This window comes from Clostridioides sp. LIBA-7678 (assembly GCF_056716065.1).
On the sequence record NZ_CP196989.1, the window covers coordinates 1 to 14,879 of the forward strand.

Here is a 14,879-nt window from a genome sequence, read left to right on the forward strand (position 1 = left end):
ATGGGAGATTATTTTACAGTAGAAGAAGATTTAAAACAATTACATATACAAATTCCAAAAGCTTTGTTTTATGAGGATAAATATATTAAACCATCTGACAAGAAACCTCTTTCAGTTCAGGCTAAAATATTGTATGGATTTTTATTAGATAGAACTAAATTGTCCCTTTCAAATCAATGGTATGATGATAAAAATAGATTATTTATTAAATGTGATCAGATCTCCATGAGTGAATTTTTAGGAGTAAGTGAGAAAACTGCACGTGGTTATAAAAATGAACTTATAAATTTTGGATTATTAGAAGAAGATAAAACAGGACAAGGCAAATCTAATCTTTTATATCTTAAACAGGTTGATGTTAAAATAAATAAACTATCATTGTATATAGATAAATTTAAAGATAATGTTGAAGAAAAACGCATACTTGAAAGAGAAAGAATTTTAAAATATAGAGAAAAAGAAGAAAAAAATAAGTCCATAAAGCTTAAAAATACTTTGAACGGTAGTTTTTACCGTTCAGAGAAAAAACTAAAAAAAATCTTGAACGGTAAAAACTACCGTTCAAGAACAGTAAAAACTACCGTACAAGAACGGGAAAATTTACCGTATAGTAATACTGATTCTAGTGATACTGATTTTAAGGTTGTTGTTGATGAAGAAAATAAAATCAATAAAATTGAAAATCTATATGTTAAATTAAAAGTTGATAAAGAAGTAAAACCAGGAATGAAAAAATTGATAGAAAAAAACATTGATAATTTAGATATAGAAATTTGGGAACAAATTTTTATAAATGTTTCTGAAAATGATATTAAGAAAAAATACAGCTACATAAAGAAAATATTAGAAAATTTAAAAGAGAAAAATATTAAAACAATTAAAGAATTTGAAAATGATAATAGATTATATAATGAACAAAAATCTAAGAGAAAATATTCAAAAAATAAATTTGATAATTTTAATGGAAGTTTAAAAAATAAAAATGAAAATTATATTAATGAAAAAATAAAAGCCTCTCAAGATGTAAAGTATGGAGAAAAAGAAGATATTTTAGAAGAGGATGATAATATTAATAAAAAAGTTTATGAAAAGGCAGTAGAAGATAAATGGAATTGTGGAGCACCAATTAAAAAAATTGCAATAGAATATGCAATAAAATATAATTTACCATATCCCAAAGAATAAATTTATATTTTATTAAGTTACTTTACTTGTATTATGTCAAATACAACTTACTTATGTATAGAAAGATTCTTCAAAAGTTTATATTCTATCTCATATAGTAAAATTAGATTAATTAGTGTTCAATTTGAAATGGGGGAATAGACTTTTATGTATTACAAAGAAAAAGACAAATATACATATTACATAATATTTATAATTGCCTTTCAGATAACGCTCACATTTTTAATGAGTTATTATTTGAAATCTCTTGATAGAGATATGAATATAGAGATATCTTTTATATTGTCTGTATCTTTAGTATTAAGTGAATGTTTTTTATTTACAATTTTATTTGGGTTAATAAAACGAGAAAAAATTAGCCTTAACACTGAATTTTCAAAAGAATTTAGGATTTTTCGAATATGTTTTAATATTCAAATTTTTGAAATTATGTATTTTTTCCTTTTTATAAATTATGATTTAGAATTTTGGTCTTTAAAAATTGGATTTTTTATAGAATTTCTATTTTTTCTTTTAGCATATTTTATTATTATATCATATAATTTTCTTAAAAAAGATGCTAGAAATGTTGTAACTAATTATTTATTGAGACTTGAAGAGTGCTTTCCTATTATTTTAGGCATTATGATTATATTAGAATTAAAATTAAGAGGTCTTTATCCTGGTAATTTTATTACTTATTTATACCTCTTATTGATTTTCATTTCAAGTATTGTAACATTTAAGAGCTTAAAAAAGAGATCTCTTAATAGAACAAATACAGGTTTTGAAGCTATTTTATCTATTTTAATTTTTTTAATGATAATTATTGTATTTTTTATATTGATTCTTTTTCTAATTATACTGTTACAAATAAAATCTAATTCATTACAAGATGATACTAAACTTTTTTGTTATGCTTTTACTCTAATTATAGCAATATATATATATATATTACTATATGCATTTTCTGATTTATTTAAGTTTAAATTTTTTGAACTAACAAAACTCTTAATTTACTTAATACTTTTTTTATCTTATATTCTTATGAAATTGGAGTTTTTTCATACAGATATTTTAAATAAAGCTTTTAAAATTATATCAGAAGATTCTTTTACTGAAGCACTTGTTACTTTCGTAGTTTTTGATTCTTTATTTCAAAATGGGCTTTGTTTCTTTGAAGATTTAAAAAGTAAATATTATATTAAAAAAGCAAAAAAAAGTGCTAAATTAACATTAAAAAAACTTAAATAAAAAGAAATATCTAAAAAGATATTCCTTTTTATTTAGAACATGTAAAATCAACAAAATTATTTTAGTCTACTTATTAGATATTCTTCGCTTTCAATGCTTAAAGCTTTTAGATATATACAATAAGAGTTTTCATTTGTGAAAATTTCGATAATATTATCTTGTTTATTAACACTTATTATATCTTCAAATTTTATATGGTTTTTAGTATTTTTACCTCTGAAAATATATTTGTTATCAATTAAAATATCATCATCTGTAATTGAAATATAAAGTTTATTTTTATACTTTATTAAAAACTTATATGTTTGTTCAAAATAAAACCCTGCAAGTAACAAGAATAGAAAAGTTACTTTGAATGCACATATTATCGAAAATATTATCACAAGAATACTTGTAATATATATTTGTTTGAAATAACCCCTATCATAATAATTTATCAACATTGAAAACCACTCCTATAATTTATAACATACTAAATAGTCTGTCTGCTTCTTTTCTATACTGAAGAGAATCATAAAACTTATAAGCAGCACTTGAAGCTCCACCTATAGCTGTAAAAATACCAATAACAGCTCCAACACCTGTTTCAGCTGTAACTCCAGCAATAGCTAACCCAAGTTTAGTAGTATCCATACCACGAGAAGATGCATTTTCTAGTTTTCTGCAAGAATCTACTGCATCTTTAAATCTGTATAGATTAACTGAGTTCTTACTTGTTTCTGTGCGACCTTTAAGTGAACCTTTTGTATTTTTTATTGACCATTTCTTTCCATTAGCAGCATAATAGATTTTAGAAAATCTTGAAGAATTTGTAATTTGAGCTTTTCTTGAAGATATACTATTATCATTATCATATGAAGATGTATCGTTAAGATCAATATTTATATAATTCTTTTCAGCAGTATTTAAATTAACTTCATCTCCTGTAATTATATTATTAATTTTATCATATGTAACTACAGTTTTTGTATCATTACTAATTACTTCAACAACTCTTTTTTCACTATTATCTTCAAGAATATTTACAGAAATATTTTTATCTTGACTTAATATTATGTTACTGTCATTATTACTTAAAGCGAATGTACTAACTGGGAAACTAGAAATCATAAAACTACTTATCAAAACCAATGATATTGTACGCATTTTTCTGTTTTTTAAACTCATATTTACTCCTCCTCTAATGTAAAACAAATTTTTATTTTAATATTTTTATTAAATTTATAAATATCCAAGATTTTATGGAATTTATAACTAATAAACTCTAATAGGACTGAATATTGTTTTGCTCTCATTTCCTGCTTTTACAGTTACCGATAATCTATAAGAATGTCCTTTTGATACACTAACATCTTTAGATAAACTACAAGAACTTTTTTTAGAATTTGACCAGGTAGAAATATTGGTCCATGTTCCAGATTTATTTTTTTGTTGTAATTTTGCTGTAATAGATGTTGAAGTTCCTAATTTACCATCTACATAACATGAGATATGAGCTTTTCCAGAAGTAATTTTCAAATCACAACCAGCTCCTTTAATATTTACCATAAAAACAGTTCCATCTTCTAGATATTCACTAGTTTCTAAAGGCTCATATGCCAGTGCTTGTATTCCAAATGATGAAATAAGTGTTAAGGCACAAGCTCCTGTAAAAAAGATTTTTTTATAGTACAAAAAACCACCCCCTTATTTTCTTTACACTTAGATAACGAAATAAAAAGGTGGTTTGTGACACTTTCTGTAAAAATTTTTTTATTTTATGTTTTCTGCAATTTTCAGTAATTCTTCTTTATAATTTTTCAAGTGTTCTTTGTTGATAGAATCTAGATATATAGTATATGTATCTTTTTCATCATTCCAAAATAAGATTATAGTATCGTCTTTGACAACATACTTAGCTTTATTTTTGTTTATAGTTATATTACTTACTTCTGCGTTTTCTGTGTCTATTATTACAGAACTTGAATTAATTTGATTTGAACGGTATCTTATTTCATCACCTTTGGTATTTTCATATCCAATAAAAATACTTTCTTTAGAACTTTCTCTTTCAACTTCTTTGAAACCCTTTGGTATATATTTAGGTTCTTTTAATATAAAATCAAGTTCCTTATCAGTTTGAATATCTTTAGAAAAAATAAATTCTGTCAAATCTTCATAAATTTCTATTACAATTTTGATAAATTGATTTCGAAGAGCATCAACACTCATAGTTATTGTGAATAATCCAGTTACAACTATTAAAAATACAACTACAACTCGTTTTAAATAGATAACAGTATATTTAATGAAAGGATTTCTTTTTTCTTGACGAATTAGTTTTTTCATCTTCCTTTCAAATCTTTTAGAAAAAACATGATTTAATTCTTCGTCTGGTGGTAATTGATCTAGAATAATTTTTTCAGCATTTGAAGCATGTCTATAAAGCATCTCATCTGTAATATTAATTTTACTCAACGCTTTGCACCTCCAATTCAATTAAGATTTCTTTCAGTTTCTTTTTTCCTCTTTGTATTCTTTTACGTACATTATCCTGTGATATATTTAGTAATTTTGATATTTCAGCATCAGAATAATCATGACTAAATTTTAAGAGAATAACTTGGCGATAATTTGGTGGGAGATTTGCTATGGCTGTATCAATTTCATCATAATCTTCATTATTATTTTCAATTAGTGATTTTGATATTTCAGTATTATAGAAATCATCTTCTATTGATACTATATTTTGTTTTTTTCTCTTTCTATATAAATCTATTGCTGTTCTCTCAACTATTATAACGATAAAAGCTTTTGTTTTGGGACAATTAACTTGATTAATTTTTGATAGGTTTTTTATTATTTTTATAAAAGAATTATGTACAACATCTTCTGATAGATGCTCATCTTTTAATATATTATTAGCAGTATAAAACATTATTTGTTTATATTGTATGTAGATTTCTTCAAACTTTAATTTGTCATCTTCTGAATCAATTAATGATAAATATATTAGCATAGAATATGTCTCCTTTAAATTTTAACTCTACAATGGTACACCATTACATTATAACATTAAAAGGGAGAGGTATTATAATACCTCTCCCTTTTAATGTTATATTCTATGAATATTTATACTATTGGAGAATTCTTCTAAATTAAAGTGATCTAACACTCCTATTAGTATTATATTATCAAAGTATTTATTTAACTTATCAATGTTCTTAAAAATAAATGTTAAATTGTCATGGTCAAGTAATTCTAAATTATCTAGAGCAAGTAATTTAAAGTATGAATCATTGCTTTGATAGATAGCAGCCATCAGAGCAATTAAAAATATCAAGCTTTCACCAGTTGATAGAGCTTCAAAAGATATCTCTTTAGAGTTCATTATAAATCCAAAATCAACCTTATTCTTTTCATTTTTAATAAAAACAGTTTTATTATTAATCCCAATTTCTAATAAAACCTGGTTCATCAAATGTATAAAAGGTTTTATACCATTATTGATTAAATTGGATTTTTCTTGTTTTAAAAGCTTCTCTAATGATTTGTAATGTTCTAATTTTATTTCTTTATCTTCTCTAATAGATTCATTTTTTTCTAACAATATCATATTTTGTTTTATATCTAATTGTTGTTTCCATTTATCTTTTAAATCAATTAAATCTTTTTGAGATAAAGATAACATTTTTTCAAGTAAATCTATATTACCAGAGTTATTAAATAATTTAAGTGCATGCTCATATGCTTCCAACTCAGCTGTTAGATTATCTATATTCAGAATTTCTTTGTCAATATTATTAATTCTTTCTTTTATATTTGATAATTCAATGTTATTTTCTTTTATCTTATTTTCTTGTTCACTAATTGTTTCTAAAAGACTATTTTTAGTTTTACCAATTTCATGATAATCTTTTCTAGCTAAATTATACTTATTTAATATATCATTATAAATATTGGAGAAGGATTTTAATTCATCGTTTAAGGCATTTATTGATGAATTAAAGCCTTCCATGTTGTTACAGTATATATTTTCATCAATAATACATTTTTTCAATTTATTTCTCTCATTTATTGTTTTTATTAAATCATTATTAGTTTTAATTTTATTTTCTATATTAGTTTTTTTATTTTTAATTTCAATACCAGTAAGCTCTAGAGATTTTAAAGTATTATTTAACTCTGTTAGCTTTGTATTAATTTCATTATCAAATTTAAAATCTTGTAGTTTAAAAATATTTTTTTGCAACTTTTCCTTTTCACTATATAGGTCTTTCTTTTTATCTTTATTTACTTCAATTTTATTTTTGAGATTATTATATTTGTTTAATATCTCAGATTTTTTTAGAGTTTCTTTTTTTATATTATCTATATCATTTCTTAATTTATAAATTTCTGACTGCTTTTTTTCAATTTCATTATCTATGTTATTGTTTATATCAATTTTTGTATCACATTTTAATGATGTTAACTGAAAGATAATTGCTTTAATTTCTTTTATATCATTGGATATAATCTTTTTATTATTTGAAACATAATCTAATAATTTATTAAGATTTTCTTCAAATGAATATTTATCTTGATATGCATACATCAACTCATTTAATATGTTTTCTGGGATAATACTATCTAATTTTGAACTTAGATAATGTTTATCATACTTACCAGTCGATATTAAAGAATAAATTAGTTTAGATTTATCATTTGAGTTTAAAGAAAGAAAATTATTAATATCAAAAAAAGTTGTATTTATTCCAAGTTTATCTATTATATCTTTGTTTTTACCACTAAGTTTACTCTCTTTAGATTCTGAAAAATACAGCTCTTCACTACCACTTGATTTTTTTGAATTCAAGGATCTTTGTATAATTCCATTGTCTGTATATAATTTTACAGAAAATCCATTTTGATATTTTGATATTTTCATCATATCAGATGTTTTTTTATCGCAACCAGGTATATATCCTAATATTGCAAATATAAGACTTTCTAAGATAGATGATTTTCCTACTCCATTTTTACCTGTTATGACTATTGGCTTTGATAAATCTATTGTTTTATCATCATAACATTTTACATTTGTTAAGTTTAGTTTTTGAAACATTTTAATACCCCCTATTTTGTTAAGCTGATAAATACAGCTAATTTTTATTTGCTAAAATACATAGCTTATACTTTTATTTCTTCTTATAATATGGGGCTATTTAAAAAAAAATTTGAAACTTTTTATATTAACTACAGTAACATAAAGTATGTTACTGTAGTTAATATAAATATTTGTTGAAAGAGGTAAAAATAAATAATGAATATTGCTGAAAAAATAGAATTGAAGAGAAAAGACTTTGAGTTTACAAAAGGACAATTCTGTAAATATCTAGGAATACATAGTAGTACATACACAAGGATACTAAAAAATAAGATATCTACAACAACTTTAGTTAGTATTTGTAAAATCTTGGCATGGCCATTAGAAGATGAAAAAGATAAAAAACTCATCTTTGTAAAGAGTAAATTAAGGATTACATCATTAATAAGCATTCCATTAGCCTGGATAATATATCTAAATGTTAAAGAAAAAGATAAATTTAGATTAAGACTTTATAGTGATAAAATTACAATAGAAAAAAGTATAGACAATGAAGGTCCAGAAAATAATTTAATAGATGAAGTAGAAAAATTAATATACTTTCACCCTAATTCTGAAGGAAGAGTAAGTCCACGAATATTGATACCATTAAAATGGAGAAGAATATTAGAAATAAAAGAGGAAGATATTTTTACTATAAGTATTTATAATGATAAAATAACACTGAAAAAAATAGATAGATTATAAATCTATCTATTTTTTAAGTTTTATACATTATTTTATTTAATATTCACTACTTAATAGCATTGTAACATGATCAATATCATCTATTACAAAGATTGTTTTTTTAGCATCTATTTCAAAATTCACATCCGTACTTTGTTCTACTTTATAAGTAGATGTATACTTAGGTATTTCTTGTTTATGTGTAACAGACACATAACTAGAATTAATAGGAGTTATATCAAATACTTGAAGATAATCTTTTTTTATCTTTAACTCATCTATTAAATTCCACATAAATATTTGTAATTTAATTGGAATCTCACAATCTACTCCTTTAGTAAGGAACCTTTTGCCTGTAAATAGATAATTACTATCTGTTTTATCTTTTATAGGCATATTGTCAGGGTTAGTTATTAATTCACTTTTTTCTACTGCATTATGCTCTAAGTTGTTTTCTTTTATTACAGTATTTCCAATTCTTAACTCATTTTCAAGTTTAGCTTTTGAAATCATAAGAGTTTCTAATTTATCATCTTCTGTAAACTTATTTTTTAAAACTTCCTTAAGAGATACAAGTTCATCTTTCTTACAAAAATATATTCCTTTTAAGCTCTTTAATTTATCTGTGCTAGTTTTACTATACTCCATAAAATATTTAATTAAAGTCTTAGGAGTTTTCAAAGCAGAAAATTCAAATTTATAGTTATTACCAAGTGAAATAAATTCCCTAACTTTATTATCAAATGTAAACTCCTTCTCATAAACTATATTTAGGCCATAAATTTCACCTAAAAAACCAACTTTTCCACTATCCATAATTTCTCCAAGAGTTTCTATAGCTGTTTTATTATCAAAATAAGTTTTTCCATCTAATGTTATTTTAAAATCATTAGAATTAGAAGCATATACCTTAATATCTTCTTCTAATTTAGATATTGATATATTTAAAGCTTCTATAGAGTTTTCTATTGACTTTATATCTTGTAAAGTAAGTAAATTTTGATTTAAAAATGCTTTTTTGTTTAATTCAATTATCTGAATTTCTCTATTTATTTCACATAATTTTAAAATTCTATCATCAGAACAAGCACATGCTTTTGTTTCGGCATAACTCATAAGCTGATTACCTATATCTTCAGCAGTTCTAGAAGATGAAGAATTATTAAGAATCTGAGCTACATATTTTGCTTTTATTTCTATTGTCTGCCACGAATATGCATCAAAAGAACCCTCAACTACATATCTAAAAATAGATACTTCTTTATTTAAATTTCCTTGTCTTAATATTCTACCTTCTCTTTGTGAAATTGAAGAAGGTTTCCAAGGCACATCTACATGATGAAGTGATTTTAAATGTTTTTGAAAATTAGTTCCCTCTCCCATTTTAGAAGTAGAACCAATTAATATTCTAATAATACCATTATTAAAATCATCAATAAGCTTCTTTCTTTTTTCTGGTGTATTTGCATCATGTATGTATGCTATGTCTTTTTCTAAAACATTATTTTTTAGGAGTTCATTTTTTATATCATCATAAACATTATGTGAATTACCAGTAGGTGTTCCTAGATCACAAAATACTAAATGTGTACTTATTTTATCTTCATGATATAAAGAAGCTATATTTTCACCAACCTTTATTATTTTTGGTGATATACCACTAATTCCAACTAATGCAGGGCTCACAGCCATTAATCGACCATCTGTAGTTACATTTAACATATTATCTATTCTTGGATTATATGAGCCTTTATGAATTTTTTCTGCACGCTCTACAAGAGAATTTATATATTCTCTCATTTGGCTTGTAGGTTTTATAATTTCTACTATAGGTTTTCCTTCTGTCACTTTAGGAATATCTAAGTTTTCTATATCACAGATATTAACCACATCAGCAACTTGTCTAAATATATTAACTAATTCTGGAACATTACAAAATTTAGCAAACCTCTGTTGAAATCTAAAACCTTGTCCAGTTGGATCTACTTCCATTGAAGAAATGATTGAACCAAAGGTACTCGCCCAAGCATCAAAAGTATCTACTCCATAATGTTCTAGAGAAGGTTTATTTAAATAAGTAAGTAAAGTATACATTTCACAAATACTATTAGAGATAGGAGTTGCTGTAGCAAATGTAACACCTTTATTTCCATTCACAGATTTAAAATATCTTAGTTTATTGTATAAATCCTGAGTTTTCTTTGTTTTTAAAGAAGATATTCCAGGTACTTGCATAGTAGTATTAAAATATAAATTTTTAAAATTATGAGCTTCATCTATAAATAAGTTTGTTATACCAAGTTTTTCAAATGAAAGAAGAGCTTCATCTTTGTGCATGTCATTTAATTCCTTAATTCTATTTAAATAACTTTCTTTTATTGTTTCAAGTTTTTTTATAGAAAAGTCAGAACACTCATCTTTATAATACTTAAGTGTTTTATTTAATTCTTTTAGGTCTGATTCTACTAACTTTAGTTCTGTTTCAGCTTCTAAAGGTATTAATCCTAAAACAGAATGTGGAATTATTATACTATCCCAGTTACATGTAACGATTTTAGCTATAATTTTTCTTCTATTGGCTTTAGAGAAATCCTTTGAAGTAGTAGCTAAAATATTTGCTTGAGGATATAAATTAAAATATTCTTTGGCAAATTGTCCAGACTCACAAAGCGAATTTGGTATAACAAATAGATTCTTATTACCTCTTTTTGAATCTATTTTAGATATCCTATTTAATTCTTGTGCAGCTGTAACCATTGTATAAGTTTTTCCTGAACCAACACTATGACATAGAAGGGTGTTACAATCAGATGTAACTATTCTACTAGCCGCTTTTAATTGATGTTCTCGCAATTTTATATTAGGATTTATTCTAACATCATTTAGTATGTTTTTGTATTCTTTTTCTTTATAATCTATAAACTTTTCATTGTATATATCAAGTAATTCTTTATGAATATAGCTATTGCTTGTTACATAGCTATGAAAAGCTATAAGCCATTTATCTAATATATTCATAGCAAGTTGAGTTTCTTCTAAGTTTTTGACAGAAACTTCTTTACCATTTTTTGTTTCTTTATCAGTGATAGTTATAGTTTTCATGTTTAATGCTGCTTCAACAATAGATAGAGATTTTCTTCTTTTTGTACCCCATATGAACTCATTTTTATTTATAGGTATATAAGCAGAACAATTTATTGAATAACCAAGGTGTGTTGAATATAATAGTTGAATTGAATTTTTTCTAAGCTCTAATGTTTTTTCAATAAAATCAGATTTTATATTTGAAGGTATCCAAGTAGATGAAATATTAAAAAATACATCTGTCTCATATTTAGGCTGATTAGCTTCTAGTGCTTTAACATTTACTAAGAAAGCATTATTTTTTATTGATGCTTCTTTGGCTACTTTTAATTTTTCTTTAACATATCCACATAAATAACTATTTCTATCCACTAAATCTCCTGTCAAAGGGTCAATATAAGCAAGTTGTTTAGATAATAATTCATCTTTGATATTATGATATGATTTATTCATTATGCTACAGATATAATCCATATTTAAATATCCATAATTATTGAAAGCAATCATAATAGCATCTTCTATTTTTTCAGGATTTTTTTCAGGTTTTGATTTACCTATAGTTCTTTTTGAGAACATGTCAGCTTTTTTATATGTATCATTTTGCTTATCATATATTTCCAAAGATGCTACAAGATAGTATAAAGTATCCTCAGATAAAAGCTTCTTATTTCCTCTAGAACTTATGAAACCATATTCATTAATGTATTTATCATATTTAGCATTTAAGTTTCTCTGAAGGTCATTTAATTCGTTATCTGTACAGTTATTAAGTTGAGCTTGTATTATATTTTTTATAGTATCTTTAATTATTATAAACTGTTTCAACTTTTCTTTTCTTTTACCAATTAAAGAAGAAGGAATAAGATATTTTCCTTGCTTTTGATAAATCAATTCATTCTCTAATATGAACTCACCTTCTTTTAGTTCATCATCAGTACAAAGCGTTAATTCTTCTTCTTCATACATATATGCATCATTTAGAGGTGTTTCATAGATATCTGAAGGAAAGTATTTCAATAATTTATCATAATCACTAATAGATAAACTTTTTGTACTTTTAAGAACTTGTTTTGGACCAAATTGAGAAGAAACTATCTCCATTTCACCTAACATCATATGAGGATTATTTTTGTAATAATTATTTATATAGAAATCTTCATAGTTGACAACATCTATCCAGTTCTCAGAAGATAATTTATTTTTGTTCTTTCTTAAAAATATTATATCTGTAGTTGTATCTGTATCACAAAAAACTTCAATTGGTAATCTTATAGAACCTATAAAATCACATTTTTCATTGATAATTTTTCTAATGGTAGTATCTGTTTTATCTAATGTCCCAGATGTTGTTATAAATATAATTAATCCCATATCTCTGACTTTTTCAATTGATTTTACAAAGTAATAATCATGAATGTTTAAATTATATTTATTTAGATATTTATCCTCTGTATCATATGGATGAATATTACTAAATGGAACATTTGTTATACATAAATCAATACTTTCATTTTTTATTTTGCTATCTTCATATTTAATATTTATTATTTTAGAAGATGGATATAAGTGTGTAGCAATATCAGAACTTAATTTATCCATTTCAATACCTAATATTTTAGAATTATAATACATATCTTCAGGCATGAATCCTAAAAATCTACCTGTTCCACAAGCTGGATCAAGTATACGGCCTTTTTCAAAACCTAATTTATTCAATACTCTATAGATAAACTTTATAACTATTGCAGGAGTATAGAAACTAGTTAAACATGAAGCTTTTGCACTGTCATAGTAATCACCTAAAAGCTTTTTTAATTCTTCATCACTTTTAGAACCTTCAGTAAACTTTTTTGAAAGACCACCCCACCCAACATACTTAGATAAAATAGTTTTATCATTAAGAGTAATATCCTTTTGTGAGTTATTTAATTTATTTAATACAGTTATAGCATTTAAATTATTTTGATAACGGTCTGAGTTATTAGTTGATAGATTTTCTCTTGATAAAAAGAAATCAGATATATCTGATTTCTTCTCACTAATTTTTGATTTGAGATTTGTAATTTGTTTAGTAAAATTATTTTGAAAACAGTTGTTTAAATCGTTCCTATAGGATTTTTTTATATCTTTTTTAATAATTTCTTTTGATTTATTATTATCATTAGAATTTTTTATATCATTTGTTCTATCAAAGTATAAATCAAATAAGGAAATTTGGTTTTTGATAAGTTTTTTCTTTTTATTTGACTTTTTTTTGGTTTTATTATGATTCCCATTTTGATTTATTTCATTAAATTTAGTTTTAAAAAAATTTATTAAATTACTCATTGTTTTCTCCTTATAAGTTAAATTATTTTATAATGTTTCTGCATACTGTATTAGAAGTTTTATTTCTTTATTATTTAAGCTTTTTACTTCTTCTAAATCGAGGTCAGGGAACAATATATTTATTGCTTTTGTTATTTTTTCTGGAATCTTCTTTTTACACTCTGCATATTTAGTTGACAATACTAATCTTTCATTTGAATATTCTTTTTTATTTATTTCTTCATCATAATTTTGAATAGATTTAAGATACTCTAAATCAACTGCATCTATGATTTCATCATTATCAATGCTTATAAGTTTACAGTTTAAAACATTAGCATTTAATGTTCTTGCACAATTGATGATTTCTTTAATTTCTTTATCATCATCATAAAAATAAGGAATTGTCATAATTGCCATCCTATATCCAGATGAACCAGTTATATTAGTAATTGGACAATTAAATTGAGGTAATTTTTTTAAAGCATTTCGTTGGCTTAAAGATTGAGCTTTTCTATCAGCAAGATTTTTATTAAATAAATATTGTCCTAAAGCTCTTTGAATTTCTGTATTTTTTAAACTTACACATATTTCTAATGTTGAGTTAATAGGCAATACATAATTGTCATCAGTAAGTTTTGAAGTACCTTTTTTAAAAATTTCACCAGCTGTATAATCTTCAGAAATAATATGGCCAAATGAATCTAAAAGATATGAATCTACATTAAAACTTACTGTTGCTTTAGTTACTATTTGATTGTTATTATAATTTGAAACTGCTAGTGAGGTAGAAATTACTTTAAAAATTGAACCATCATCATTATTAATAATATATGGATTTTCTCTATAATCTCCATCAAAATAAATTTTATCTGGTTCAAAAATACTTGCTCCTACTAGTTTATTTACATAAAATACACCTTTTAAAGTAAGACTTACTCTTTCATCTTTATCAAATACAATTTGTTCTAACTCTTCAGATAATTTTAATGAAATATTTATTTTTTTCATAATGTATTCCCCCCATTTTATGTAGCTGATTTATACAGCTTAAATTTAAGTTGCTAATTAATAGCTAATTTTTTTATTACATACAATATGGTTCAATTTTTAAAGTTTTTTGAATAAAAATTTGATTATATACTATGACATTTCATTTAACAGATTTTATAAAGTAACGAAAAGATTTTGAGATACTAGAAATTCTGGAATTGTAATGATATGGTGTTATATATCAATATCGCAACAATAGAAATTAAATATGGAGTGTAAAAAA

At 24.0% G+C, this 14,879-nt stretch carries 10 protein-coding genes; 2 read left to right on the forward strand and 8 right to left on the reverse strand.

The genetic code is table 11. The features are described 5' to 3' along the window. On the forward strand, positions 1-1,185 hold a 1,185-nt coding region (locus tag ACTG46_RS20480), incomplete at its 5' end, for a replication initiator protein A (protein ID WP_021383359.1). 1,289 nt (positions 1,186-2,474) lie between these two features. Here the strand turns inward: ACTG46_RS20480 and ACTG46_RS20485 are convergent. The 6 genes from ACTG46_RS20485 to ACTG46_RS20510 all read right to left on the reverse strand — a co-directional run bounded on the left by ACTG46_RS20485 (position 2,475) and on the right by ACTG46_RS20510 (position 7,504). Further along, on the reverse strand, positions 2,475-2,861 hold the full coding sequence (locus ACTG46_RS20485; protein ID WP_021383350.1) for a hypothetical protein: 387 nt from the start codon (positions 2,859-2,861) through the stop codon (positions 2,475-2,477). A gap of 19 nt (positions 2,862-2,880) precedes the next feature. After that, positions 2,881-3,585 carry a geobacillin-26 family protein gene (locus tag ACTG46_RS20490; RefSeq protein WP_021383423.1) on the reverse strand — a complete coding sequence of 235 codons (705 nt, stop codon included), beginning with the start codon at positions 3,583-3,585 and terminating at the stop codon, positions 2,881-2,883. An 87-nt stretch (positions 3,586-3,672) separates the two neighbouring features. Further along, positions 3,673-4,092, reverse strand: coding sequence for a hypothetical protein (locus tag ACTG46_RS20495; protein ID WP_102822253.1), 420 nt, complete (start codon positions 4,090-4,092; stop codon positions 3,673-3,675). 78 nt (positions 4,093-4,170) lie between these two features. Beyond that, the gene (locus ACTG46_RS20500; RefSeq protein ID WP_021383420.1) at positions 4,171-4,875 is read right to left on the reverse strand and encodes a DUF4367 domain-containing protein; all 705 of its coding nucleotides are present in this window, start codon (positions 4,873-4,875) and stop codon (positions 4,171-4,173) included. Beyond that, positions 4,868-5,416, reverse strand: a complete 549-nt coding sequence (locus ACTG46_RS20505) for an RNA polymerase sigma factor (protein ID WP_021383439.1) — start codon at positions 5,414-5,416, stop codon at positions 4,868-4,870. Before ACTG46_RS20505 ends, ACTG46_RS20500 begins: the two co-directional genes overlap by 8 nt. 96 nt (positions 5,417-5,512) lie before the next feature. After that, positions 5,513-7,504 (reverse strand): AAA family ATPase, encoded by a 1,992-nt coding sequence (locus ACTG46_RS20510; RefSeq protein WP_021383351.1) that lies wholly within the window; start codon positions 7,502-7,504, stop codon positions 5,513-5,515. A gap of 198 nt (positions 7,505-7,702) precedes the next feature. On the opposite strand from ACTG46_RS20510, the gene ACTG46_RS20515 reads away from it, so the two are divergent. Beyond that, positions 7,703-8,233, forward strand: a complete 531-nt coding sequence (locus tag ACTG46_RS20515) for a helix-turn-helix domain-containing protein (RefSeq protein ID WP_021383392.1) — start codon at positions 7,703-7,705, stop codon at positions 8,231-8,233. A 36-nt stretch (positions 8,234-8,269) separates the two neighbouring features. On the opposite strand, the gene ACTG46_RS20520 is transcribed toward ACTG46_RS20515, so the two are convergent. Then, positions 8,270-13,624, reverse strand: a complete 5,355-nt coding sequence (locus tag ACTG46_RS20520) for a DUF960 family protein (RefSeq protein WP_479924285.1) — start codon at positions 13,622-13,624, stop codon at positions 8,270-8,272. Positions 13,625-13,651: 27 nt separating this feature from the next. Then, entirely contained in the window at positions 13,652-14,614 is a 963-nt protein-coding gene (locus ACTG46_RS20525) for a hypothetical protein (protein ID WP_054269390.1), read from the reverse strand. Between the last annotated feature and the right edge of the window lie 265 nt (positions 14,615-14,879).

What these genes read in the sequence shown, in the direction of transcription:
- ACTG46_RS20490 (WP_021383423.1), bottom strand. Translation starts at nt 3,585, where the DNA reads ATGAGTTTAAAAAACAGAAAAATGCGTACAATATCATTGGTTTTGATA.
- ACTG46_RS20510 (WP_021383351.1), bottom strand. Translation starts at nt 7,504, where the DNA reads ATGTTTCAAAAACTAAACTTAACAAATGTAAAATGTTATGATGATAAA.
- ACTG46_RS20525 (WP_054269390.1), bottom strand. Translation starts at nt 14,614, where the DNA reads ATGAAAAAAATAAATATTTCATTAAAATTATCTGAAGAGTTAGAACAA.
- ACTG46_RS20505 (WP_021383439.1), bottom strand. Translation starts at nt 5,416, where the DNA reads ATGCTAATATATTTATCATTAATTGATTCAGAAGATGACAAATTAAAG.
- ACTG46_RS20520 (WP_479924285.1), bottom strand. Translation starts at nt 13,624, where the DNA reads ATGAGTAATTTAATAAATTTTTTTAAAACTAAATTTAATGAAATAAAT.
- ACTG46_RS20515 (WP_021383392.1), top strand. Translation starts at nt 7,703, where the DNA reads ATGAATATTGCTGAAAAAATAGAATTGAAGAGAAAAGACTTTGAGTTT.
- ACTG46_RS20485 (WP_021383350.1), bottom strand. Translation starts at nt 2,861, where the DNA reads ATGTTGATAAATTATTATGATAGGGGTTATTTCAAACAAATATATATT.